Source organism: Pseudomonas guariconensis, from assembly GCF_015680235.1.
Taxonomy (GTDB): Bacteria; Pseudomonadota; Gammaproteobacteria; order Pseudomonadales; family Pseudomonadaceae; genus Aquipseudomonas; species Aquipseudomonas guariconensis_A.
The window spans coordinates 49,704-73,900 of the sequence record NZ_JADLJL010000024.1; the positions used below are offsets into that span (position 1 = coordinate 49,704).

21 protein-coding genes are annotated in these 24,197 nt (G+C 64.1%); 11 read left to right on the forward strand and 10 right to left on the reverse strand.

Annotated features, from left to right (window positions below; translation table 11 throughout):
* Window positions 1-11 precede the first annotated feature (11 nt).
* From IRZ56_RS16495 to IRZ56_RS16505, 3 genes are all read left to right on the forward strand, one after another.
* The gene (locus tag IRZ56_RS16495; protein WP_196145912.1) at window positions 12-1,265 is read left to right on the forward strand and encodes a diaminobutyrate--2-oxoglutarate transaminase; all 1,254 of its coding nucleotides are present in this window, start codon (window positions 12-14) and stop codon (window positions 1,263-1,265) included.
* Between the two features lie 96 nt (window positions 1,266-1,361).
* Entirely contained in the window at window positions 1,362-2,741 is a 1,380-nt protein-coding gene (locus IRZ56_RS16500) for an aspartate aminotransferase family protein (protein WP_196145913.1), read from the forward strand.
* 54 nt (window positions 2,742-2,795) lie between these two features.
* Window positions 2,796-3,704 carry an NAD(P)-dependent oxidoreductase gene (locus tag IRZ56_RS16505; RefSeq protein WP_196145914.1) on the forward strand — a complete coding sequence of 303 codons (909 nt, stop codon included), beginning with the start codon at window positions 2,796-2,798 and terminating at the stop codon, window positions 3,702-3,704.
* A 268-nt stretch (window positions 3,705-3,972) separates the two neighbouring features.
* On the opposite strand, the gene IRZ56_RS16510 is transcribed toward IRZ56_RS16505, so the two are convergent.
* The 7 genes from IRZ56_RS16510 to IRZ56_RS16540 all read right to left on the reverse strand — a co-directional run bounded on the left by IRZ56_RS16510 (window position 3,973) and on the right by IRZ56_RS16540 (window position 11,147).
* On the reverse strand, window positions 3,973-5,631 hold the full coding sequence (locus IRZ56_RS16510) for a cation acetate symporter (RefSeq protein WP_196145915.1): 1,659 nt from the start codon (window positions 5,629-5,631) through the stop codon (window positions 3,973-3,975).
* The gene (locus IRZ56_RS16515) at window positions 5,628-5,951 is read right to left on the reverse strand and encodes a DUF485 domain-containing protein (protein WP_196145916.1); all 324 of its coding nucleotides are present in this window, start codon (window positions 5,949-5,951) and stop codon (window positions 5,628-5,630) included. The genes IRZ56_RS16510 and IRZ56_RS16515 overlap by 4 nt, the downstream gene beginning before the upstream one ends.
* 55 nt (window positions 5,952-6,006) lie before the next feature.
* Window positions 6,007-7,659 carry an acyl-CoA synthetase gene (locus IRZ56_RS16520; RefSeq protein ID WP_230386132.1) on the reverse strand — a complete coding sequence of 551 codons (1,653 nt, stop codon included), beginning with the start codon at window positions 7,657-7,659 and terminating at the stop codon, window positions 6,007-6,009.
* 83 nt (window positions 7,660-7,742) lie between these two features.
* Window positions 7,743-8,510, reverse strand: a complete 768-nt coding sequence (locus tag IRZ56_RS16525) for an SDR family NAD(P)-dependent oxidoreductase (RefSeq protein WP_196145917.1) — start codon at window positions 8,508-8,510, stop codon at window positions 7,743-7,745.
* The gene (locus IRZ56_RS16530; RefSeq protein WP_196145918.1) at window positions 8,510-9,682 is read right to left on the reverse strand and encodes an acyl-CoA dehydrogenase family protein; all 1,173 of its coding nucleotides are present in this window, start codon (window positions 9,680-9,682) and stop codon (window positions 8,510-8,512) included. The genes IRZ56_RS16525 and IRZ56_RS16530 overlap by 1 nt, the downstream gene beginning before the upstream one ends.
* A 53-nt stretch (window positions 9,683-9,735) precedes the next feature.
* The gene (gene lvaB / locus IRZ56_RS16535; RefSeq protein ID WP_015270461.1) at window positions 9,736-10,092 is read right to left on the reverse strand and encodes a 4-hydroxypentanoyl-CoA kinase subunit LvaB; all 357 of its coding nucleotides are present in this window, start codon (window positions 10,090-10,092) and stop codon (window positions 9,736-9,738) included.
* Complete coding sequence (locus IRZ56_RS16540; protein WP_196145919.1) at window positions 10,089-11,147, reverse strand: phosphotransferase family protein; 1,059 nt, start codon at window positions 11,145-11,147, stop codon at window positions 10,089-10,091. Before IRZ56_RS16540 ends, lvaB begins: the two co-directional genes overlap by 4 nt.
* Before the next feature lie 202 nt (window positions 11,148-11,349).
* On the opposite strand from IRZ56_RS16540, the gene prpR reads away from it, so the two are divergent.
* Window positions 11,350-13,302, forward strand: coding sequence for a propionate catabolism operon regulatory protein PrpR (gene prpR, locus IRZ56_RS16545; protein WP_196145920.1), 1,953 nt, complete (start codon window positions 11,350-11,352; stop codon window positions 13,300-13,302).
* A gap of 119 nt (window positions 13,303-13,421) precedes the next feature.
* On the opposite strand, the gene IRZ56_RS16550 is transcribed toward prpR, so the two are convergent.
* Window positions 13,422-14,927 (reverse strand): MFS transporter, encoded by a 1,506-nt coding sequence (locus IRZ56_RS16550; RefSeq protein ID WP_230390417.1) that lies wholly within the window; start codon window positions 14,925-14,927, stop codon window positions 13,422-13,424.
* Between the two features lie 310 nt (window positions 14,928-15,237).
* Here IRZ56_RS16550 and IRZ56_RS16555 point away from each other — a divergent pair, with 310 nt between their 5' ends.
* Entirely contained in the window at window positions 15,238-15,966 is a 729-nt protein-coding gene (locus IRZ56_RS16555; RefSeq protein WP_196145921.1) for a DUF899 domain-containing protein, read from the forward strand.
* 75 nt (window positions 15,967-16,041) lie between these two features.
* Here the strand turns inward: IRZ56_RS16555 and IRZ56_RS16560 are convergent, their stop codons facing one another.
* Together IRZ56_RS16560 and IRZ56_RS16565 are read right to left on the reverse strand one after the other, a co-directional pair.
* Entirely contained in the window at window positions 16,042-17,241 is a 1,200-nt protein-coding gene (locus tag IRZ56_RS16560) for an aromatic amino acid transaminase (protein WP_196145922.1), read from the reverse strand.
* A gap of 206 nt (window positions 17,242-17,447) precedes the next feature.
* The gene (locus tag IRZ56_RS16565; RefSeq protein WP_196145923.1) at window positions 17,448-18,473 is read right to left on the reverse strand and encodes an Ldh family oxidoreductase; all 1,026 of its coding nucleotides are present in this window, start codon (window positions 18,471-18,473) and stop codon (window positions 17,448-17,450) included.
* A gap of 145 nt (window positions 18,474-18,618) precedes the next feature.
* Here IRZ56_RS16565 and IRZ56_RS16570 point away from each other — a divergent pair, with 145 nt between their 5' ends.
* The 6 genes from IRZ56_RS16570 to IRZ56_RS16595 all read left to right on the forward strand — a co-directional run bounded on the left by IRZ56_RS16570 (window position 18,619) and on the right by IRZ56_RS16595 (window position 23,928).
* Window positions 18,619-19,491 carry a MurR/RpiR family transcriptional regulator gene (locus IRZ56_RS16570; RefSeq protein ID WP_196145924.1) on the forward strand — a complete coding sequence of 291 codons (873 nt, stop codon included), beginning with the start codon at window positions 18,619-18,621 and terminating at the stop codon, window positions 19,489-19,491.
* Window positions 19,492-19,517: 26 nt separating this feature from the next.
* Window positions 19,518-20,270, forward strand: coding sequence for a transporter substrate-binding domain-containing protein (locus IRZ56_RS16575; RefSeq protein WP_196145925.1), 753 nt, complete (start codon window positions 19,518-19,520; stop codon window positions 20,268-20,270).
* 163 nt (window positions 20,271-20,433) lie between these two features.
* Window positions 20,434-21,153 carry an ABC transporter permease gene (locus tag IRZ56_RS16580; protein ID WP_196145926.1) on the forward strand — a complete coding sequence of 240 codons (720 nt, stop codon included), beginning with the start codon at window positions 20,434-20,436 and terminating at the stop codon, window positions 21,151-21,153.
* Window positions 21,150-21,860 (forward strand): ABC transporter permease, encoded by a 711-nt coding sequence (locus IRZ56_RS16585; RefSeq protein WP_196145927.1) that lies wholly within the window; start codon window positions 21,150-21,152, stop codon window positions 21,858-21,860. Before IRZ56_RS16580 ends, IRZ56_RS16585 begins: the two co-directional genes overlap by 4 nt.
* Before the next feature lie 16 nt (window positions 21,861-21,876).
* Window positions 21,877-23,121: an NAD(P)/FAD-dependent oxidoreductase gene (locus tag IRZ56_RS16590; protein ID WP_196145928.1), complete on the forward strand. Its 1,245-nt coding sequence runs from the start codon at window positions 21,877-21,879 to the stop codon at window positions 23,119-23,121.
* A 21-nt stretch (window positions 23,122-23,142) separates the two neighbouring features.
* Window positions 23,143-23,928, forward strand: a complete 786-nt coding sequence (locus IRZ56_RS16595) for an amino acid ABC transporter ATP-binding protein (RefSeq protein ID WP_196145929.1) — start codon at window positions 23,143-23,145, stop codon at window positions 23,926-23,928.
* The last annotated feature ends 269 nt before the right edge of the window (window positions 23,929-24,197 follow it).

Genomic DNA, 24,197 nt, shown 5'->3' on the forward strand with positions numbered 1-24,197 from the left:
AAGAGGTTTGCATGAACAACATCGAGACATTCGAAAGGCTCGAGTCCAACGTGCGGATGTACTGCCGTGACTTGCCGCTGGTGTTCGATACCGCCCAAGGCAGCAAGATCCGAGGTGAAGACGGCCGCGAGTACCTGGACTTCTTCGCTGGCGCCGGCGCCCTGAACTATGGCCACAACGACCCGCGCATGCGCGATGCCTTGATCGCGTATCTGTCGTCCAACGGCGTGACCCACGCCCTCGACCTGCACACCACCACCAAGCGCCAGTTTCTCGAAGCGATCGAGCGCGACCTGTTCATGCCACGCGGCTGGGACTATAAGGTGCAGTTCACCGGCCCGACCGGTGCCGACGCCGTCGAGGCGGCGTTGAAGCTGGCGCGCAAGGCGACGGGGCGTACCAAGGTCGTCTCGTTCTATGGGGCTTACCACGGCATGACCGCCGGCGCCTTGGCCGTCACCGGCAACCGCACTCGCCGTGGCCCTGGGCTTTCCACCGATGTGGTGTTCGTGCCGTACGAAGACAGCCCCTACGGCGAATTCGACAGCATTGGCTTCCTCGAGCGCCTGGCCAACGACCAGGGCAGCGGCTCGGAGCTACCGGCGGCGGTGATCGTCGAGTCCGTGCAGATCCAGGCCGGCGTCTACCCGGCTTCCAACGAATGGCTGCAACGCTTGCGCAAGTGGACCAGCGATCACGGCGTGTTGCTCATCTGCGACGAAATCCAGGCCGGCTGCGGGCGCACCGGCGACTTCTTCGGCTTCGAGCGCTCCGGGGTGGTGCCAGACCTGATCACCTGCGCCAAATCGATCGGCGGCTTCGGCCTGCCGATGGCGATCGTGTTGATTCGCGCCGGGCTGGATGTGTGGCAACCGGGCGATCACATCGGCACCTTCCGCGGCAATCAACTGGCCTTCTTGACGGCCCAGATCGCGCTCGGCTATTGGCGCGATGAGTCGTTCCTGAAGTTGCTGGCCACCAACTGCGCGGCCATGGAGCGCGCGGTCGCCGGTTTCGCGGAAATTCCTGGCGTCGCCTCCGCGCGCTGTCGCGGCATGATCGCCGGCATCGACTTCGGTCGCGGCAACGTCGCATTCGCCAAGGATGCCCAGCAGCGTGTGCTGCAGGCGGGTGTGCTGGTCGACCGCTGCGGCCCGAACGGCGAAATCATCAAGCTGATGCCACCGGTGAACACCCCGACCGACCAGCTCGAAGAAGGCCTGAAAGCCTTCGGCGAATCGGTCGCGGCAGCGTTTAGCCAGTAACTGCACGGGCCTGCGGTGCGGCCTGTATCGATACAGCGCCGCATGCAGGCTCATCGCGTGCAGTCGACAACCCGTCCGTGGCAGGAAATCACACCAATGAGCAACGTCACTTCAACCATCCAGAATGACTTGGCTTCATTCATACACCCCAACACCAACCTGGCGCAGCACCAGGAAATCGGCCCCCTCGTGATCGCCGGCGGCGATGGCGTGCGGGTCTTCGATGAGCAAGGCAACGCCTACATCGAGGCGATGTCGGGCCTGTGGAGCGTTGCCTTGGGCTTCAGTGAAAAGCGCCTGGTCGACGCCGCCGTCGAGCAGTTCAGGCAACTGCCCTACTACCACAGCTTCAGCCACAAGACCAACGCCCCGGCGGCGGCGCTCGCCGCCAAGCTGGCCGAGCTGGCGCCGGGCGACCTGAACCATGTTTTCTTCACCAATTCAGGCTCCGAAGCCAACGACTCGGTGGTGAAGATGCTCTGGTACGTGAACAACGCGCTGGGCAAACCGCACAAGAAGAAATTCATCTCTCGCCAGCAGGCCTATCACGGCGCCACCATCGCTGCCGGGAGCCTGACCGGCATCCCCTCGATTCATCGCGACTTCGACCTGCCGGCCATCCCGGTTCACCACCTGACGTGCCCGAACTTCTACCGGTTCGCCCGGCCAGGGGAAACGCAGGAAGCCTTTTCGGCCCGCCTGGCGAACGAACTGGAGCGCTACATCCTCGCCGAAGGGCCGGAAAGCATTGCCGCTTTCGTCGGCGAACCGGTGATCGCAGCGGGCGGCGTGATCCCTCCTCCCACTGGCTACTGGGCGGCGATCCAGGCAGTGTGCAGGCGCTACGACATTCTTGTGGTGATCGACGAGATCGTCACCGGTTTTGGCAGGCTGGGCACGATGTTCGGGGCTCAGCTGTACGACATCCAGCCCGACATCATGGTGCTCTCCAAGCAGCTCACCTCTTCCTACCAGCCGCTGGCGGCCGTGGTGGTGTCCGATGCCATCAACGATGTACTGGTGAGCCAGAGCCAGCGCCTGGGGGCATTCGCCCATGGCCTGACCTGCACGGGCCACCCCGTCGCCACCGCGGTTGCGCTGGAAAACATCCGCATCATCGAAGAGCGCGACCTGGTTGGCCATGTCCAGCGCCTGGCCCCCATGTTCCAGCGCCACCTGCGCGCGTTCGAAGACCACCCGCTGGTCGGCAACGTCCGAGGCGTCGGGCTGATGGGCGGGATCGAACTGGTTGCGAACAAGGCCACCGGCCAACCGTTCGCCCAGCCAGGTGCACTGGGTGGCTACGTGTTCAAACAGGCCCACAAGCATGGGCTGATCATTCGCGCCCTCTACGACACGATCGCGTTCTGCCCGCCGTTGATTACCACGCAGGGCGACATCGAAGCGATCTTCAGCGCCTTCGAGCGCACGTTGGCTGACGCAACGGACTGGGCCCGATCGCAGAACCTGCGATGAGCAAAGGCTCTTCCGCGGGGCATCACATAAAACAACAATCAAGAGGCTTTGAACGTGCGCGAACAAAATGATGAAAGTTTCGAGTTTGATGTGTCCGTGGTCGGGCTCGGTGCGATGGGAACGCTCATGGCACACGCGTTGCTCAAGCAAGGCAAACGCGTGGCGATCTGGAATCGATCACCCGGCAAGGCTGCGTCGCTCGTCGCCGCTGGCGCTCACCTGTGCGACAGCGTTGAAACCGCGCTGGTTGCAAGCCCGGCCACGATCTTCGTGCTCCTGGACAACCACGCGACCCACGAGGTGCTCGGGATGCCAGGTGTGATGCATGCACTGGCCAACCGTACGATCGTCGATTACACCACCAACGCCCAGGACGAGGGACCGGCGCTTCAGGGCCTCGTCAATCGGGCGGGCGGCCATTACGTCAAAGGGATGATCGTGGCCTACCCGCGCAACGTCGGCCATCGCGAAAGCCACAGTATTCATACCGGCGATCGTGAGGCCTTCGAGCAGCACCGGTCGCTGCTTGAAGGGCTCGCCGGCCATACGGTGTTCCTTCCCTGGGGCGAAGCATTGGCCTTCGCGAGCGTGCTCCACGCCCATGCGTTTGCCGCGATGGTTGCGTTCTTCGAGGCCGTGGGTGCGAGCGAACGGTTTGGCCTGTCGGTTTCAAAGACAGCCAGGCTCCTGCTCGACACGTCACGCTTTTTCGTCGCCGACGCACTCGAGGAAGCGGCACGCCGGCTCGAAGCGCAGGATTTCGCAGGCGACCAGGCGAGGCTCGATGTACATGTAGATGCCTTCGCGCACATTGCCCAATCCCTGCATGCACAAGGGGCCTGGACGCCAGTGTTCGACGCGGTATGCCAAGTCGCGCAGCGCGCGGCGTCAATGGGCTATGGCGACCAGGACATTGCAGCCATCACCCTGTCATTCGCCCACGACAAAGCGCCCGGGCACTAACCGCGTGATACTGGCCTTTCGGATCGAACCTGAAGACAACAACAATAAAAATCGCTGGAGGATCATATGCGCCGATTTGGTTTTCTACTGGCCGTGTTGACGTTGGCCGTTTTCCTGAGTGTCCTGCTTGCCCCCAGGCCTTCTCTCGTCAACCGAGCGGCGGCGCAGCACATGGGGCATCCGATCACCAGCATCGGCGAGATTTTCAGGGGGTATTAACGAGGCTTCACCTGGCCGCTGGCACGCATCCGCCAGCGGCCGCAGGTAATCAATGATCGACCGCACCGCTGGCGCCAAGGCCGGTCTGGCCCCTTACGAACTGGTCGGCGAACGCCGCCCTTTCTGCCTTGGCTCGCGCAGTCCGGTCTAGCCGGGAAACGCCATACGCCACCGCAAACGCCAGCGGCATGGAGAACAGCGCTGGCTGGGTATAGGGGAACAGCGGCTCGGCAAAGTGCAACACATCCACCCACACGAGCTTGGAAAACACCACGAAGCCCATGGCGCTGACCAACCCCACGTAGCCACCGGCCAACGCGCCGCGCGTGGTCAACCCCGACCAGAACATCGACAGGAACAGCACCGGGAAGTTGGCCGACGCGGCGATGCCGAACGCCAGCGCGACCATGAAGGCCACGTTGATGTTTTCGAACACGATGCCCAGAGCTATCGCCACCAACCCAAGCCCGAGGGTGGCCAGCTTGGTCACCCGCAGCTCCTGCGACTCGCTGGCCGCGCCCTTCATGATCACCCGCGCATAGAGATCATGGGCGATGGCGGAAGCACCCGCAAGCGCCAGGCCTGACACCACCGCCAGGATGGTGGCGAAGGTCACGGCAGACAAAAAGCCCAGCAGCAGGTTGCCGCCTACCGCCTGGGCCAGGTGCATGACCACCATGTTGCCCCCGCCCAACAGCTTGCCACCCACCTGCCCGCCTTCGAAAAACTGCGGTTGCTGGCTGACGATCACGATCGACGCCAGGCCCAGCAGGAAAATGACATTGAAAAAGTAGCCGATGAATCCGGTGGCATAGAGCACCGACTTGCGCGCCTCACGGGCATCGCTCACGGTGAAGAAGCGCATCAGGATATGCGGCAGGCCGGCAGTGCCGAACACCAGCCCCAGGCTCAGCGACAGCGCGGTCAATGGGTCGGCCAACAGGCTGCCAGGCGCCAGCAGGCGCTCGCCCAGGGCATGGGTGTCCATGGCCTGGGTGACCAGCGTGTCATAGCTGAAGTCGAACTCGCGCAGCGCCAGGAACAGCACCAGCGAACCGCCTACCAGTAGCAGGAATGCCTTGATGATCTGCACCCAGGTGGTCGCCACCATGCCACCGAAGGTGACATACAGCATCATCAGCACGCCGACGATCACCAGGGCGATGTGGTAGTCCAGGCCGAACAGCAGCCTGATCAGCTGCCCGGCCCCGACCATCTGCGCCACCAGGTAGAAACACACCACGGTCAGCGAGCCGATGGCGGCCATGGTGCGCACCTTACCTTGGTCGAGGCGGTACGAGGTGATGTCGGCGAAAGTGAAGCGGCCCAGGTTGCGCAGCCGCTCGGTCATCAACAGCAGCAACACCGGCCAGCCCGCGAAGAAGGCGATGAGGTAGATGTAGCCATCCATACCGGAGGTGTAGATGAGCGCGGTGATCCCCAGCAACGTCGAGGCGGACATGTAGTCACCGGCCAGCGCCAGGCCGTTCTGCCAGCCTAGGATGCCGCCACCGGCGCTGTAGAAATCCGCCGTCGAGCGGGTGCGCCGCGCCGCCCACCAGGTGATGCACAAGGTGAAAAGCACGAACACCATGAACATGCCGATGGCATGCAGGTTGAGCGGCTGACGCTGACCCGCGTCGAGCGCAGGCGAAGCCAACAACAGGCCGGAGTGCAGCAACAAAGCCAGAGGCAGTAGTTTCTTCATGCGCGCGGCTCCTCTTCCAACCCGGCAACCAGCGCCTGCGTCAGACGGTCGAACTCGCCGTTGGCCCGGTACACATAGAACGCCGACAGCGCACAGAAGAACACGAATAGGAAAGCCCCGGCCGCGACGCCGAAGGTCATGTTCGACCCCTCGGCCAGGCGCCTGGCGATCAGCTCGGGCCAAAACGATACCAACGCGATGTAGCCATAGAACGTGGCCAGGATCAGCACGAACAGGCTCAGGGTAAAACGATTTCTGCGCGTCACCAGTTGCTGGAACCGGGCATTGGCGCGAACACGCGCATATAACAGGCTGGACATGGGACACCTCGATCAATGTACTTGTTGTTATGGGGTGTGCAGGGTTGCCGCTCGATCAAGGCTCGGCGTCGGCGGTATGCGCCTCCTGTTGCCGGGCCCACTCGCGCAGGACGAACTTCTGAATCTTGCCGGTGGCAGTCTTGGGCAGCTCCGTGAGCGACACATGCCGCGGCGCCTTGAAATGCGCCAGACGCTCGCGGCACCAGCAGATCAGGTCCCCTTCGGTGACCGTGGCCAGCGCATCTGGGCGCAGGGTGACGAACGCATGGGGGGTCTCGCCCCAGCGCGCATCCGGGCGCGCCACCACCGCGGCCTCGATTACCTCGGGGTGCTGGTAGAGCACTTCTTCGATCTCCAGCGAGCTGATGTTCTCGCCGCCGGAAATGATGATGTCCTTGGCCCGGTCCTTGATTTCCACATAGCCGTCCGGGTGCAGCACGGCCAGGTCGCCCGTGTGCAGCCAGCCATTGGCCAATGCGGCCCGGGTGGCCTCTGGGTTGTGCAGGTAGCCTTTCATCACGGTGTTGCCGCGCACCACCAGCTCGCCAAGAGTAAGGCCATCGGCTGGAACCGGGCGGCCGGTATCGGTATCCAGCACCGTGGCCTCCTCGAGCATCGGGTGGGCGACACCCTGGCGGCTCATGAACTGCGCCCGGGCCTCAAGTGGCAACTCGTCGACCCCCGGCTGCCACAGGCACAATGTGCTGGGGCCATAGCTTTCGGTCATGCCATAGGCATGGGTGATGTTGAAGCCACGCGCCTCCATCGCCGCGATGACCGCACTGGGCGGGGCAGCACCGCCAGTGATCACCGATACCGGCACCGGAGGGGCACTGGCATGCTCGGCGTGGATCAGCATCGACATCACCACCGGGGCGGCGCTCAGGTGAGTCACGGCATGCTCGGCGATGGCGGCATTGATCGCATCAGGCTGGACCTTGCGCAGACACACGTGGGTGCCACCGGACAACGTCACCGCCCAGGTATGGCTCCAGCCGTTGCAGTGGAACATCGGCAAGGTCCACAGGTAGACGCTGCGCGGCCCCAACTGGAAGATCAGCGCCCCAGCGCAGGCGTTTAGGTAGGCTCCGCGGTGATGCAGCACCACGCCCTTGGGGTCCCCCGTGGTGCCGGAGGTGTAGTTGATGGCGATCGACTGCCATTCGTTCTGTGGCGCACTCAAAGGTCGCGCGGGGTCGCCCTGGGCCAGGAACGCTTCGTAGTCCAGGTCGTGGGCCAGGTCGGCGCGCTCGGCCTGATCATCGTCGATGCCCACCAGCAAAGGCGGCGCATCGAGCATGGCCAGCGCCTGACTGGCCACGGCCCCGAACTCGCGATCGCAGATCAATACCTTGGCCGCGCAGTGACGCAGGATGAAGGCAATGCTGCGCGCCTCCAGGCGGATGTTGATGCACACCAGCACCGCCCCGGCACCGGGCACGCCATAGTGGGCCTCGAGCATTTCCGGGATGTTCGGCGCCAATATCGCCACCCGCTCGCCCGGCTGAACACCGACCCGCTCCAAGGCACTGGCCAGGGCGCGGCTGCGCTCATGCAATTGACGGTAGCTGTAGCGCCTTGCGCCATAGACCACCGCATCGCGCTGCGGGTACACCTGGGCGGCACGCTTGAGGAACGACAGCGGGGACAGCGGGACATGGTTGGCTTCGTTGGGAGCAAGCTCATGTTCGAGGGTTGGAACCATCATGGCAGGCACCTCATCGACACATTGCTCAGGTTTTGCACGCACATACCTACCTCCTGTTCTTGTTGTTATTGCGCCAGGGCGCGTTACAGGCTGCTGCACAGATGGCCGCCATCGACCACGATCTCAGCGCCGCTCATCGCCCGCCCAGCATCGCTGGCGAGCAGCAGCAAGGCGCCGTCCAGGTCCGACGGCACGCTGAAGCGTCGGCTGGGGATACGCGAACGCAACTTGTCACCGGCCTCGCTGGCCAGGAAGGCCTCGTTCAAATCAGTCATCACGTAGCCGGGCGCCAGGGCGTTCACCCGGATGCCATGGCGCGCCAACTCCAGCGCCATGGCGCGGGTCAGGTGGGCCAGGCCGGCCTTGGCCGCCAGGTAAGGGCCGACGGCACCGGCCACACGGCAGGCGAGGATCGAGGTGACATTGATCAGGCTGCCCCCCTTCCCCGCCACCACCATGCGCCGGGCGCTTTCCTGGGCCACGGCCCAGGCGCCCTTGAGGTTGGTGTCGAGCACGTGGTCCCAGGTTTGATCATCGCAGGCCAGCAAAGGCTGGCTGTCGCTCACCCCCGCATTGTTGACCAGGACATCCAGCGGGCCGGCGGCATCGAGCACCCGGCAGATGTCCTCACGGCTGGTCACATCGAGGGCAAAGGCCTGCGCCCGCCCTCCAGCCACCTCGATGGCCTCCACCAACGCCTGCAGCGGCGCCTGGCGCCTGGCGGTCACCACCACCTCGGCGCCTGCAGCGGCCAGGGTCATGGCGAAGTGACGGCCCAGGCCGCTGGAGGCCCCGGTCACCAGGGCGCGGCGCCCGTCGAGGGCGAACAGTCGGACAAGGTTCGGCTGCATCAGTGGGCCTCCAGGCGCTGGTCGAGCAGCTTCTTCGCCAGGCTCATGCGGTGCACTTCGCTCGGACCGTCATAGATGCGGAACGGGCGAATGTCGCGGAAGATCCGCTCCACCACGGTGTCCCCGGTCACCCCGCGGCCACCCAATACCTGGACGCAACGATCGACCACCCGCCACAGCGCCTCGGCGCTGATCACCTTGGCCATGCTCGAATCGACATTGGCGCGCCGGCCCTGGTCGAGCACCCAGGCGCAGTGCCAGACCGCCAGGCGCACCACGTGCAGGTCCATCATGTTGTCGGCGAGCATGAAGCCCACGCCCTGGTGCTCGCCCAGCGGCTTGCCGAAGGCGTCACGGGTGCGCGCATAGTCGCAGGCGATGTCGTGGGCGCGGCGCGCGGCACCGAGCCAGCGCATGCAATGAGTCAAGCGTGCGGGCGCCAGGCGCACCTGGGCATAACGGAAGCCCTTGCCGATCTCGCCGAGGACATCGCTCGCCGGGATACGCAGGTTGTCGAAACGCAGCTGCCCGTGACCACCGGTAAAACAGCTGTCCAGCGAGTCCAGCTGACGTTCATGGATGATGCCGTCGCGCTTCATGTCGGTCAGGAACATGGTCGCGGTGCCATCCTCCATGCGCGCCATGATGATGCCGAAGTCCGCGCCTTCGGCCCCGGTGATCAGCCACTTGCGGCCATTGATCAGGTAGTCGTCGCCATCGCGGGTGGCAGTGGTACGCAGCATCGACGGATCCGAACCGGAGCCCGGAGCAGGCTCGGTCATGGCGAAGCACGAACGGGCATGGCCCTGGACCAGCGGGCGCAACCAGCGGTCCTTCTGCGCCTCGGTGGCGACCACGTCCATCAGGTGGATATTGCCTTCGTCCGGCGCATGGATATTCAGCGCTACCGGGCCCAGCGGCGAGTAACCGGCCTCTTCGAAAACGATCGCCTTGGCCACATGGCTCAGCTCCAGGCCGCCCATTTCGCGGCTGGCGTGAGGCGTCAGCAAGCCGGCGGCGCGGGCGCGGGCCACCAGGTCCTGGCGCAGGGCGTCGCTGGGGCCATGGCTGTCCTGGCGGGGGTCGTTCTCGAACGGGATGACCTGTTCGGCAATGAAGTCTCGGGTCTTGGCCTGCAAGGCGAGCAGTTCGTCCGGGAGAGTGAAGTTCATGGCTGTCCTTGTGTGTTCTTGTCTATCGGAGGAATGGGGTGGTCGATGCAGTTTCAGGGCAAGGCCTTGGGGTTGCTGATCGCCAATCGGGCAACGGTGATCTGGCGCAATGTCTCGACCAGGGTGCGCCGGGTTTGCGGGGCGTCATGGCTGCCCTGGCGAATGGCGCGAGCCAGTTGGCGGCGCAGGTCGGGCAATGTCGACGGCGCGTCATCGACCAAGGCGACCAGACGCGCCTGCTCCTGATCCTCGGCCTGAGCACCCAGGCGGCTTTCGCGGGCCGCAATGGCCATGGCGTTGGCGATCATCAAGGCCGGGTAACGCAACTCGCCGGGCAGCGCTGGCAACAGCTGCTCCAGAAGCGTCGCGCGGGCGATCTCGAGCAATTGGTGGGCGTTGGGTTGGGTCATGGCGCTTCGGCTCCAGTCATGTGCAGGATGTCGAGTTCGAGCTCCGGCAACAGCCGGGCTGTCAGTGCCAACTCGAGCGACGGTTCTTCACCGGACAGATGGCGCTGCCCTTGCTGCAAGGCAATCACTGCCCAGCGCAGGGTGGCCATGACCTGCCAGTAGTGCAGCTGACTGCGTTCGATGCACAGCGAAGACACCTCGTGATAACCACGCAGAAAATCCTCCAGCTGGCCAATGCCGCCGGCTTCGAGGTCTGGACGGGTAAAACGCCAGCAGCGGGCGGTGAACCAGCCGAGGTCCTCGCAAGGATCTCCCCAGCCGGTGAACTCCCAGTCGAGCACGGCCTCCAGCCCTTCTTCGCTGGCCAGGTAGTTGCCGGTGCGGTAGTCACGGTGCAACAGGCACAGGGTGCTGCTGCGCGGCGCATGCAGCTCGCACCAGCGCAGGCCCCATTCCAGCACCGGATAGGCATCGGCGAGGGTGTCGAGGTAGCGGCGGTAGGCATCGATGGTCGCCAGGGCCGGCGAGCTGTCCGCAGCGGACAGGAAGCCCAGCGTGGCGCACGGCGGGCGGACCTGATGCAGACGCGCCAGGTTGGCGCCAAGCTGCGCCGCCAGTTGCGCCCGGCCCTGAGGGCCGGCGCCGGCGCTGAGCGCGCGACCGGCAGCGATACCCGGCACATACTCCATCAGGAAGAACGCCCGCCCATGCACGCGCACATCGCGGCACAGCCAGAGCGGGCGTGGCACTTTCACGCCGGCCTGGTGAACCACCTGCAGCACGGCGAACTCCTGTTCACGGTCAAGGCTGGCGGGTAGCGCTGAAAGCGCATCGCTGCGCAGTACCCAGCGCCGGGCACCGGCCCACGGGCCGCCTTCGATCAGCAGGTCCAGCAGCCAGTTTTCCTGGATGGCGCCACCGCTCAGGCGCTTGCGCGCCTGGATGACTACCCGCGTTGCCGAGGCCTGCTCGCGGATGAACTCGGCCAGGCGATGATCGTCAGTCATGGCCGCGAACGTATCGCTGGCCTGGGAAATCGTTGGTGAACTGCTCATGGGTCTGTAGGCCCTGCCTTTGGTTTCTGGGTTGGCACAAGCCCAAGAGCAAGGCCTGGGCCAACTCTTCAAGTGTCTGCCACAGGCCGCATGCAGCCTGGGTTCTGACAACTCACCGACGAGCGAAAGTCAGGCTGCTCGTTGCATATTTGCAAGCTATTGATTCATTATCGAAACATTTCAAATATGAACAGGCCCCGTGATGGATGCTCTTGCCTCCCAGGTCGTCGTGCTGATCAGCCACTTGCAGCGCCCCCAACAACGGAGCCGGCTCGCCCATGTGGTGGCCGGGCTCACGACGGACTACCCCGATACCCGTATCGAAGTCCTCGACACCTCGGTGGCTGAAGCACTGCAGACCGCCCGAGAATTGGAGCAGGCAGGCAAGGTCGATGTGTTCGTCTGCGCCGGGGCGACCGCCGCCTACCTGCGCAAACACCTGACACGCCCGGTACTGGCGATGCGCGTGGGCAGCGGCGACCTGCTACGGGCATTGGGGCAGGCCCGCGAACGCTCCTCCCAAGTGGCCGTGCTCAGCTACAACCATATCAACCACGACCTGCAAGCCATGGCCGCGCTCTTCACCGTCCAGGTTCACCAGGCCGCCTACACCTCCCTGGAAGAGGCCCGCCAGGCCGTCGAACAGGCGGCCCAGCTAGGCTGTCGCAGCATCATCGGCTCGTCGACGGTGGTGGAGCTGGCGGAGCAGGCAGGGCTGCATGGCGTGCTGTCGCTGAGCGAAGAAACCGCGCGCAAAGCGCTGGAGGAAGCCCTGGGCATTCTCGACACTCAACGCGTCGAGATCGCCAAACGGCGGCATCTGAATGCCGTGCTGCGGCATATCCCCGCCGGCGTTGCAGCGATCGACAACCAAGGCGTGGTGCAGTCGCTCAACCCGGCCCTTGCGCAGCTGCTGGACCTGCCGGTTAGCGCAGCGTTGGGCCGGCCGCTGCAGCAGCTGTGCCCGGAACTGGACATGCAGCAGGCGCTGCAGGAAGGCACGGGTGAAGAAAACCGTGTGATGCGGCTCGGCTCGCACGTCGTGGTGAGCAATTTACTGCCTATCCTGGAGAACGGCGAACGTACCGGCCTGGTCCTGACCTGCCAGGACATCACCGTTGTGCAACGTGCCGACCAGCGCATCCGATCCACCCGCCGCCCCGGTGCGTTCACTGCCCGTTACCGGCTCGACCAGCTCAACGGCAACAGCAAGGCCAACCGCGAGATGCTGCAGTTGGCCAAGCGTTTTGCCACCAGCCATTCGACCATCCTGATTACCGGTGAAAGCGGCACCGGCAAGGAACTGCTCGCCCAGGGCATCCATAACGAAAGCCCGCGCCGGCAAGGCCCCTTCGTCGCCATCAACTGCGCGGCGTTTCCCGAGTCGTTGCTGGAAAGCGAACTGTTCGGCTACGAGGAAGGCGCCTTCAGCGGCTCGCGCAAGGGCGGCAAGCCGGGCCTGATCGAAGCTGCGCACCTCGGCACGTTGTTCCTCGACGAGATTGGCGACATGCCGGTGTCGCTGCAAACGCGTCTGCTGCGGGTCTTGCAGGAGCGCGAAGTGCTGCGTCTGGGCGGCACCGAACCCATTGCCATCGACGTGCGCGTCATCGCCGCCACTCATCAGGACCTGCGTGCAGCCATGGAGGATGGCGATTTTCGTCCCGATCTCTATTACCGGCTCAATATCCTGCGTCTGCAAACCACACCGCTGCGTGAAAGACCTGAAGACATCGCCCAGATCAGTGCAAGCATCAGCCAGCGCCTGCTCGTACAGGGCCAGCCCGCGGGCGCTGCCGATATACCCGCCGCATTGCTGCCGTACCTTGAGCGCTATGCCTGGCCCGGGAACGTCCGGGAATTGGAGAACGTGATCGAGCGGGCGATGCTCTCGACGCGCGAGCTGCTCAAGGCGCATCGCGTAGACGAGCAGTACCTGGCTCGCGTGCTGCCCGAACTGTGCGAAGGCCCTGCGCTTTCAACCGCCCGTAAAAAGTCCCCACGCGAAACGGACCTGCACACCATCGGCAAGGCTGCGCAACTGCGTCATGTAAAGGAAACGCTGGAAAGCTGCCATGGCAACCTCGACGAAGCCGCTCGTCGCCTCGGCATCAGCCGGACCACTTTGTGGCGGCGCTTGCGATCGGCCCATTGAGCGAAAGCCCCTCCGATGCCACAACGTAGGTGAAGTCCTGCTTACCGAATCGGCCTTCAGCTTTGCTGCTCGATGTCAGTGGCTTCGGTACAAAAGTAGCAATGCCCCCCGCTCACAAGCTAACTCGCTCTCAACGACCAGCGGGCAATGACAATGGCAATCGCCGCCAGGGCGAAAGTCACCCATGACATCAAGCCAATACCTCCTTCAAACGCGCTCCCAGCGATGGTCATCAGCTCGCTTGCCTGATCGCCTGCCAGTGCTGCCGCTACGGTATGGGCTCCAGCCAACGTTTCGCTGGCAAGGCGCTCTTGTACCGGCGTGAGGAACACCGGCAAACGTAGAACTCCGCGATAGTAAACGGTAATCAAACCTCCCAATACCGTTGTCCCCAACACCACACCTACTTCATAGGCAGTTTCGCTGATGGCTGACGCAGCCCCTGCCTTGGCGGGCGGGGCCGCCGACAGAATCACGTCATTGGACACCGTGGCGATTGCCCCCACGCCAATATTCAATAAGGCGAACGCAATAACCACTACCGTCAGGCTACTGCCGAGGCTGGCAATCAGTAAAAACGCGGCGCCGGTAAACGCTAGCAGCACGGGCACCAGCACAGACACCGGAACCCGTTGAGCAACCGGCACCACCAGCATCCCCACGATAATCGCCAGAACTTGCCCAGGTACCAATGCCAAGCTGGCATTGAGCGCAGGCATGCGCAGAACGATTTGCAAGAACTGCGTGGCGAAAAAGACAAAGCCGATCAGAAAGGCCAAACTCATCAGGTTGATGGCGACAGAACCACTGAAGGTTTTGTTGCGAAATAGCGTCAGGTCCATCAAGGGAACCGGCAACCGCAGTTGGCGTCGCACAAACAGCCAGCCCCCAGCCATACCAACGATAAACGCCGCCATGGCCAAACCGTCCACGCCTTCGCTGGCTACGTGCTTGATGCCATAGACCAACGCTCCCAACGCGATCATTGATTGAAGAATACTCAAAGGATCGAGAGGGCCCGACGCATCGGGTTCTGACTCGGGCAGTAACCATGGCCCCAAGATCAACAGCGGCATCAATATCGGCACAGCCAACAGGAAGATCACTCCCCAACTGAAAAATTCCAGCAACACGCCACCAATCAAAGGACCGAGCGCGGCCCCCACTGTCAGGGTGGTTGCCCAGATCGCGACAGCCAGGCGCCGCTCTTCTCGATCCTCGAAAACCGAACGGATCAATGCCAGTGTCGAAGGCATCAGCATGGCGCCAAAGATCCCCATACAGGCCCGCCCGGCAATTAACTGCGCGGCACTGCTGGAATAAGCCGTCATGACGGAGATAATGGCAAAACCCAATGAGCCGACCAGCAGCAATTTACGATGACCTATGCGATCTCCAAGGCTGCCCATAGATACCAACAGCCCGGCCAGAATCAACGAGTAGGCATCGATCATCCACAGTTGCTGGCTGGCAGTGGGATGCAGCGCTTCGGCAATCTTCGGCAGCGCGAACCCCAAGACCGTGTTATCCACCGTTACCAGTAATACTGGCAACATCAATATTGCCAAACCCAACCAGCGTTTGGAGCGTGGCCTTTGCTGCTTCATTTTAATTACCGATAACATTTAAAGAGTTCCGCAATGCAGAAATTACATAAACAGAATGCTGGTCGTGACATCCCGCAAAGGGATGACCCTTAACTTCGCCACCTCATAGTAAGCACCGACTAGCGAAACACAATAAGCGAAACTTCCTATAATTAAGCAGGCCGTTTCCCACACGCTATAGGAAAACTAAATATTATGTGTAACAGCCCCCCCGCAGCATTTAGGTTTTTACCTGTAACACCCGTTCGTCGCCCAACAGCTCCGATCTGTCGATCCCCCCCCTCCCCACTCGACCAGTAGCTGAATCCCTCTATTGGAGTCAGCCATCATGAGCAGTTCCGATACAGACCACGAGGTGGTCACCCGCAGCCAGTGGCTCGCCGCACGGCGCCAGCTGTGGTTGCACGAGAAAGCCTTCACCCACCTGCGTGACGAGCTCGCCGCAGCCCGGCGGGCGTTGCCTTGGGTCAAGGTCGAACAGGCCTACCGTTTCCAGGGGCCCGAGGGTGAACTGGGGTTGGCCGACCTGTTCGCCGGGCGCAGCCAGCTGCTGGTCTATCACTTCATGTTCGCCGAGGGCTGGAGCGAAGGCTGCCCGGGCTGTTCGTTCCTAGCCGACCATTTCGACGGTGCCAACCTGCACCTGGCGCACCACGATGTGTCGCTGGTGGCGGTATCGCAGGCACCTTATGCGCAGTTCCAAGATTTTCGTCGGCGCATGGGCTGGAGCTTCCCCTGGTTTTCGTCCAACGGCAGCTGTTTCAACGAGGACTTCGGCGTGCGCATGGCCACCGACGGTTCGGCGCAGTACAACTACGAGCCCTATACCGGCAACGAGCGGGAGCTGCCCGGGCTGAGCGCGTTTTATCGGGATAGCGACGGCGAGGTGTACCACACCTATTCCACCTATGCCCGGGGGCTGGACATCCTGGTGGGGGCGTACAACTTCCTCGATATCGCGCCGCTGGGGCGTAACGAGGAGGGAACCATGGACTGGGTGCGCCACCATGACCGCTATGCGGCGGGCGCCCAGGCGGGGCATTGCTGTCATGAATGAACAAGGGGCCTGACATGCAGGCCCCTTGTTCCCGGCGAACAACCTGCCGGGCACCATGAAGGTGCCTCGGCGGGTTCAGCCCTGCTGCACGGCCGCGAAGGCCTCGGCCACGCGGCGCAGGTTGGCCGGGCGCAGCCCGGACATGCACACCCGGCCGCTGTCGATCAGGTACACACCGAACTCGTCACGCAGGCGGCGCACCTGGGCGACGCTGAAGCCTGTATAGCTGAACATGCCGCGCTGACGCAGGAAGAATTGGAAGTCCTGGCCGGGCAGCAGCTCGCCGAGCAGGTCCACCAGCCCCTGACGCATGTCGAGGATACGCTTGCGCATCACTTCGACTTCCGCCACCCATTGGGCGTTGAGGCCGGCATCACCCAGCACGCCGGCCACCAGCTGGGCGCCGTGGCAGGGTGGGCTGGAATAGTTGCGGCGCACGGTGGCCTTGAGCTGGCCGAGCACGCTCTGGGCAGTGGCGTCGTCGTCGCAGACCACCGACAAGCCGCCTACCCGCTCGCCGTACAGCGAGAAGATCTTCGAGAACGAATTGCTCACCAGGCATGGCACACCGGCACGGGCCATTTCGCGAATGGCGTAGGCATCTTCCACCAGGCCTTCGCCGAAGCCCTGGTAGGCGATGTCGAGGAACGGGATCAGCTGGCGCGCCTTGACCACCTCGACCACCTGCTGCCATTGAACCTGGTCCAGGTCGACGCCGGTGGGGTTGTGGCAGCACGGGTGCAGCAGGACGATGCTGTTCGGCTCCAGCGCCTGCAACGCGCCGAGCATGCCGGCGAAGTCCAGGCCACGGCTCGCTGCGTCGAAATATGGATAGGTGTGGACCTTGAAGCCTGCGCCTTCGAAGATGGCGCGGTGGTTGTCCCAGGTCGGGTTGCTGACCCAGACCTGCGACTGCGGGAAGTAGCGCTTGAGGAAGTCGGCACCGACCTTCAGCGCACCGGAACCGCCGACGGTCTGCACGGTGGCCACGCGACCACCGGTCACGGCCGGGTGGTCGGCCCCGAATAGCAGCGCCTGGATCGCCTGGCGGTAGCTGGCCAGGCCTTCCATGGGCAGGTACAGCGAGGCTTCGTGGGGCTGATCGGCCAGGCGCTTTTCCACCTCGCCCACCGCCGCCAGTTGCGGCACCACGCCAGCTTCGTCGTAATACAGGCCGATACTCAGGTTGACCTTGTCGGCACGGGGGTCGGCCTTGAAGGTCTCCATCAGCGAGAGAATCGGGTCGCCGGCATAGGCATCGACATGTTTGAACACAGCGCACAGCTCCTTGGATCAGGACAGTTCGGGGAATGCTGCCTGCGAGGATACCTGCAGTGGCGCTGGAGGAACATCACTGATGTGCAAGGATGTCAATGCAGCATTGCATGTTCGGTGCCAGAAGATCTCTGCCTGTCGAACCGAGCGCCGCGCGGGCGGCGCTCGATTTCACAGCCACCACTCCCCTCAAACCCTACCCCGAATCATTCAACCAACGACTTGAGCCCTTGCAACTCCTGCTCGGTCAACGCTACACCTTCACGCTGCGCCATCTCCCGCTCGCGGTAGCGGCGCTCCCCTGGCATACGGCTCAACCCCACCGCCTGCATGTGCTCCACCAGTTCCCGGCTGCGCTGGGCGAAGCGCTCGCCTTCAGCCTTGCTCGGGTCGATGACAATGATCAGCTGCCCGGTCCACGGCGTTTTCGCCCCCGGGTGCCCGGACCAGTCGAACTCCCAGGAGAAATGCCCGCCGGTCAGCGCCGCGGCCAGCAGCTCGACCATCATCGACAACGCCGAACCTTTGTGCCCACCAAACGGCAGCAAGGCGCCGCCTTCGAGAATCGCCTTGGGGTCGCAGGTGGGCTGGCCCTGGGCATCCACGCCCATGCCTGGCGGCAGCTGCTCGCCCGCACGCGCGGCGATCTGCACATCGCCATGGGCCATGGCGCTGGTGGCCATGTCGAAGACGATCGGGTCATGCCCGGCACAGGGTGCGGCGAAGGCGATGGGGTTGGTGCCGAACAGCGGCTTGCGCGCCCCATGCGGCACCACGCAGGTCATGCTGTTGACCACGCTCAGGGCCACCAGCCCTTCGTCGGCGAACGGCTCGACGTCCGGCCAGAGCGCCGCGAAATGGTGCGAATTGTGGATCGCCAATACCGCGATCCCGGCGCTGCGGGCTTTCTCGACCAGCAAAGGCCGGGCCGCAGCCAGGGCCGGCTGAGCAAACCCACCCTGGGCATCGACTCGCACGTAACCCGGTGCCACATCGCTCACCTGGGGTACGGCCTGGCCATCGACCCAGCCGCTGGCCAGGGTCGAAACATAGCCAGGGATACGAAACACTCCGTGGCTGTGGGCACCATCGCGCTGTGCGCTGGCGCAATTGAAGGCCAGCGCGGCAGCGACCGACTCGGCGCAACCGTGACGCAGAAAGATCCGTTGCAGCAGCGCCTGCAGCTCGGCGAAAGGCACGCGCACGACAGGGCTGGCGGAAGGTGCGGACATCTGGAGCTCCTTTCTTGGAATTGGAATGGCTACAGCGTAAGCAATGGCAAAACTGTCCCGCGAATGACAGCTATCTGTCAATTGTTGACTTGATGACAGAAAACATCCATTTTCTATCCCACGCCTCACCCACCCGGAGCCGACCATGAGCCAACCGATCAAGCAACGCCTCGAGAACAGCCTGCACAGTGCCGCAGCCTCGGGCCGCAAGATCGCCAGCTACATGCTCGCCAACCTGCATGAACTGCCGTTCCAGACCTCCGCGAGCATCGCCGCCAAGCTGGGCGTCAGCGAGTCGAGCGTCGGCCGCTTCTGCCGCGCCCTGGGCTATGCCCACCTCAAGGCACTCAAGCAGGACCTGCAAAGCGACCTGGGCGATGGCCCCTGGCTGGTGGGGGATCGCCTGCAAGAATACCGCCAGGGCCATGACGACAGCGAGAGCTCCGGCAGCCTGGAGCTCGAAATCGCGGCACTGGTCCGGGTGCATGAGTACAGCCGTGGCCAGGCCTGGCAACAGGTCGCCCAGCGCCTGGCGAGCAAGCCGCGGGTGTTCATCGCCGGCTTCCAGACCGAACGCGGCGTGGCCATGTGCATGAGCCACCTGCTGCAATACCTGCGCGACGGCGTACAACTGGTCGACGGCAGCGCCGGGCACTTCGGCGAAGTACTGCTCGGCCGCGCCGAGGACAGCGCACTGGTGGTGTTCGAGGCGCGCCGTTATTCCCGCCATGCCCTGCAGCTGTGCCAGAAGGCGCGCCAGGCCGGCATACCGGTCACATTGGTGACCGACACCTTCTGCGACTGGGCCGACGCCAACGCCTGCGAGGTGTTCCGCATCCCCACCGAATTCAATCTCTTCTGGGAATCCACCTCGGCGATGCTGTCGTGGGTGCACCTGATGGTCAACGAGGTCTGCAGGAAGCTGGGGCCTGATGTTGAAAGACGCTTGGAAGCAACTGCCGCTCTACATAACGAGTTCGTCGGCTACACCTCGTGGCCCGCGAGCAAACAACAATAGCAAGAGTGAAAGTCCAGAGGTGCAAGATGAGAAAGACCATGGCTGTGGTGGGTGCGTGTGCCCTGTTCCTGGCGGGCGCGGCCAGCGCCGAGACCCTGCGATTCGCCACCGAAGGTGCCTACCCGCCCTTCAACTATGTCGACGCCGACAACAAGCTGCACGGCTTCGATATCGACATTACCCATGCCCTGTGCGCGCAGATGAAGGTCGAATGCACCCTGGTGGCCCAGGACTGGGAGGGCATCATCCCGGCCTTGATGGCACGCAAGTATGACGCCGTGGTCGCGTCGATGATCGACACCGAGGAGCGGCGCAAGAAGATCGCCTTCACCAACCACTACTACCGCACCCCGCTGACCGTGGCGGTGGTCAAGGACAGTCCGATCAGCGATGCCCAAAGCGACTTCAAGGGCTACACCGTCGGCGCCCAGTCCTCCTCCACCCAGGCCATCTACGCCGAAGACGTGTATGCCAAGGCCGGCGCCGACGTGAAGCTCTACCCGACCATGGACGAGGCCAACGCCGACCTCGCCGCCGGCCGCCTGGACGGGGTGATCGCCGACAAGTTTCCGCTGCACGAGTGGGTCAACAAGAACGGCCAGGAGTGCTGCAAGGTCCTCGGCGACGTCAACGGTACCAAGGCCGATGCTGCCATCGCCGTGCGCAAGGACGACGAGGCCCTGCGCCAGCGTCTGAACAAGGCCTTGGACGAAATCGTCGCCAACGGCACCTACCAGAAGATCGCCAGCAAGTACTTCGACTTCGACATCTACCACTGACCCCCAAGCCTCGCCGCTGGTCTGTGGGAGCGGGCGTGTCCCGCGATGGCGTTGGCACGCCGGTCAGTGCTGACTGGCCCGACGCAATCGCGGGGCAAGCCCGCTCCCACAGGGTTCGCGTTGCCATCGGATATCGAGGCTGACGGAAAAGGAGCACCTTTGCATGCTCGAACATTTGTCCTTGCTGTCCTTCGCCAGCGGCGGCTGGGGCCAGGCGCTGCTGGCCGGCGCCCTGGTGACCCTGTCGCTGGCCCTGGCCTGCCTGCCCATCGGCCTGCCCCTGGGCCTGCTGGTCGCCCTCGCCGCCCGCTCGCGCAACCGCGCGGCTCGCGCCTGGGCAACCAGTTTCTCAACCGTGTTCCGCGGCCTGCCAGAGCTGCTGACCCTACTGATCATCTACTACGGCTGCCAGATCGCCGCGCAAAAACTGCTGGCGGCCATGGGCTATGAAGGGGAAGTGCTGATCAATACCTTCCTGGCGGCGATGATCGCCTTCAGCCTGGTGTTCGCGGCCTTTTCCAGCGAGATTTGGTTGGCGGCGTTCAAGACGCTACCCAAGGGCCAGGTGGAAGCCTGTTCGGCCCTGGGCCTGAGCCGACGCACCGGCTTTTTCAAGGTGGTACTGCCGCAACTGACCCGCATCGCCCTGCCGGGCTTGTCCAACAACTGGTTGTCGCTGCTCAAGGACACCTCGCTGGTCTCGACCATCTCCCTGGTCGACCTGATGCGCCAGACCAACCTGGCCGTCAGCGTGACCAAGGAACCGATGTTCTTCTATGGCGTCGCCTGCCTGGGCTACCTGCTGTTCTCGGCCCTCTCGGGCCGGGTCTTCGCCTTCATCGAACGACGTTGCAACCGTCACCTGCAAGGAGCTCGGGCATGAGTTTCGAACAATTGCTGGCCATGGTGCTCGACCCTGACCTGCTGGAGCGCTACGGGCCGCGCTTTGTCGACGGCTTGCTGGTGACCGCCAAGCTGGTGGCGATCTCCTTCACCCTTGGCGCTGTCCTGGGCCTGCTGCTGGCCCTGGCACGCCTGTCGCGTAGCCGAGTGCTGCAGCACTTGTCCGCCAGCTACGTGTACTTCTTCCGTGGCTCGCCCCTGCTGGCCCAGCTGTTCCTACTGTACTACGGCCTCGGCTCGCTCAAGGGTTTCTGGCAGGACATGGGCCTGTGGTGGTTTTTCCGCGAAGCCTGGTACTGCGCCCTGCTGGCCTTCACCCTGAACACCGCCGCCTACCAGGCGGAGATCTTCCGCGGCAGCCTCATGGCCGTGGCGCCAGGCCAGTACGAAGCAGCCCGGGCCCTGAGCCTCAAGCGCTCGACCACCTTCTTCAAGGTGGTCCTGCCGCAGTCGCTGCTGGTGGCCGTGGGTCCACTGGGCAACGAGTTGATCCTGATGATCAAGGCCAGCGCCATCGCCTCGCTGGTGACCCTGTACGACCTGATGGGGGTGACCAAGCTGGCCTTCTCGCGCAGCTTCGACTTCCAGATCTACCTGTGGGCCGCCGTGCTCTATCTGGTGATCGTGGAAATCGTCAGGCGCGCCCTGAAACACCTGGAAGCCCGCCTGGGCCGCCACCTGAACTGACCGAAGGATACGCTCCATGCATTTCCAAACCATCGTCCTGGGCGCCGGCATCGTCGGCGTCAGCACCGCCCTGCACCTGCAGGCCCGTGGCCGCCAGGTGGTCCTGATCGACCGCGACGAACCGGGCAGCGGCACCAGCCACGGCAACGCCGGGCTGATCGAGCGCTCCAGCGTGATCCCCTACGCCTTCCCGCGCAGCCTGGGCGCGCTGCTGCGCTATGGCCTGAACCGCCAGCCCGACGTGCGCTACAGCCTCCTGCACCTGCCTAAGGCCGCACCCTGGCTGCTGCGCTACTGGCAGCAGTCGGCCCCCGGGCGCCTGGCCGGCGCGGCGGCCGACATGCTGCCGCTGGTGCAACGCTGTGTCGAGGAGCACGACGCGCTGATCGACGCCGCCGGCCTCGGTGCGCTGGTCCAGGCCAAGGGCTGGATCGAGATATACCGCGACCCTGGCCTGTTCGCCCAGGCCAAGGCAGACCTGCAGGCACTGGCGCGCTACGGCCTGCGCTACCAGATCCTCGAACGCGACCAGTTGCAGGCCCGGGAGCAGCAGCTCGACGGCGATGTGGTCGGGGGCATCCACTGGTTGGACCCCAAGACCGTGACCAACCCCGGCGGCCTGACCCGCGGCTACGCCGCGCTGTTCGTCCAGCGTGGCGGGCAGTTCCTGCATGGCGATGCGCGCAGCCTGCGCCAAGTGGGCGAGCAGTGGCAGGTGGACAGCCGCCGGGGGCCGGTGACCGCCGACGAGGTGGTGGCCTGCCTCGGCCCGCAGTCGGCCGAGCTGTTCGAACCACTGGGCTATCGCTTCCCGCTGGCGATCAAACGCGGCTACCACATGCACTACAGCACCCGTGACGGCGCCGAGCTGGCGCACTCGATCTGCGACACCCAGGGCGGCTACGTGCTGGCGCCCATGACACGGGGCGTACGCCTGACCACCGGCATCGAGTTCGCCGCTCACGATGCGCCCGGCAACGAAATCCAGCTGGGCCGCTGCGAAGCCCTGGCGCGCAAGCTGTTCCCGGCCTTGGGCGAGCGCTTGGACGACCGCCCCTGGCTGGGCCGACGCCCCTGCCTGCCAGACATGCGCCCGGTGATCGGCCCGGCACCGCGCCACAAGAACCTCTGGTTCAACTTCGGCCACGCCCATCACGGCCTGACGCTGGGCCCGGTCACCGGCCGCCTGCTGGCCGAGCTGGTCACAGGCCAGGCGCCCTTCACCGACCCGGCGCCCTACAGCGCCGCACGCTTCGACTGAACCTGCGAGGAGAACAACAAAATGACCGCAGCCCCCCTGAGCCTTGCCAGCCTCGCCCCCGAACCCGACCCGCGCCCGGTGCTGATCCGCATCGAAGGCCTGAACAAGCACTATGGTGCCTTCCATGTGCTGCATGACATCGACCTGCAGGTCCGCGAAGGCGAACGCATCGTCCTGTGCGGCCCCTCGGGCTCCGGCAAGTCGACCTTGATCCGCTGCATCAACCGCCTGGAGGTCGCCGAGCAAGGCAGCATCCAGGTGGCCGGCACCGATCTTGCCGCCACCAGCCGCCAGGCGGCCCAGGTACGCAGCGAGATCGGCATGGTGTTCCAGCATTTCAACCTGTTCCCGCACATGAGCGTGCTGAACAATTGCCTGCTGGCGCCCACCAGCGTGCGCGGGCTGTCGCGCAAGGACGCCGAGGAGCGCGCGCGCATGTACCTGAGCAAGGTGGGCATCGAGAACCAGGCACACAAGTACCCCAGCCAGCTGTCCGGCGGCCAACAGCAGCGCGTGGCCATCGCCCGGGCACTGTGCATGAAGCCCCGGATCATGCTGTTCGACGAGCCCACCTCGGCGCTCGACCCGGAAATGGTCGCCGAGGTGCTGGACGTGCTGGTGCAACTGGCCGGCACCGGCATGACCATGCTCTGCGTAACCCATGAGATGGGCTTCGCCCGGCAAGTGGCCGAGCGCGTGCTGTTCCTCGAAGGCGGGCACATCATCGAGGACAGCCCGCCCGAGGTGTTCTTCAACCACCCACGGACGGCGCGGGCGCAGGCGTTTCTCAAGCAGATCCTGCACTGACCCTTTCGCGGTGCCAGGCCGCTGCGCAGCATGCCGTTGCGCAAGCGGCCTGGCGCCTTGATGGGCTGCGAAGCAGCCCTTTTCCACATTTCATTGCACCAACGCAAAGAGCCAACTGCATCGTTAAATATTATTGACCAACCCCCCCGCCAAACCCTTGTCACCTCAGGCTTCCAGGCCTTGCAGACCCCGAAAAACGGCGCCTGCGCCCACCGCCACTCGTTTGACATATCGAACGGCTCTGGCAAGCTATGAATCAAGCCCCGACC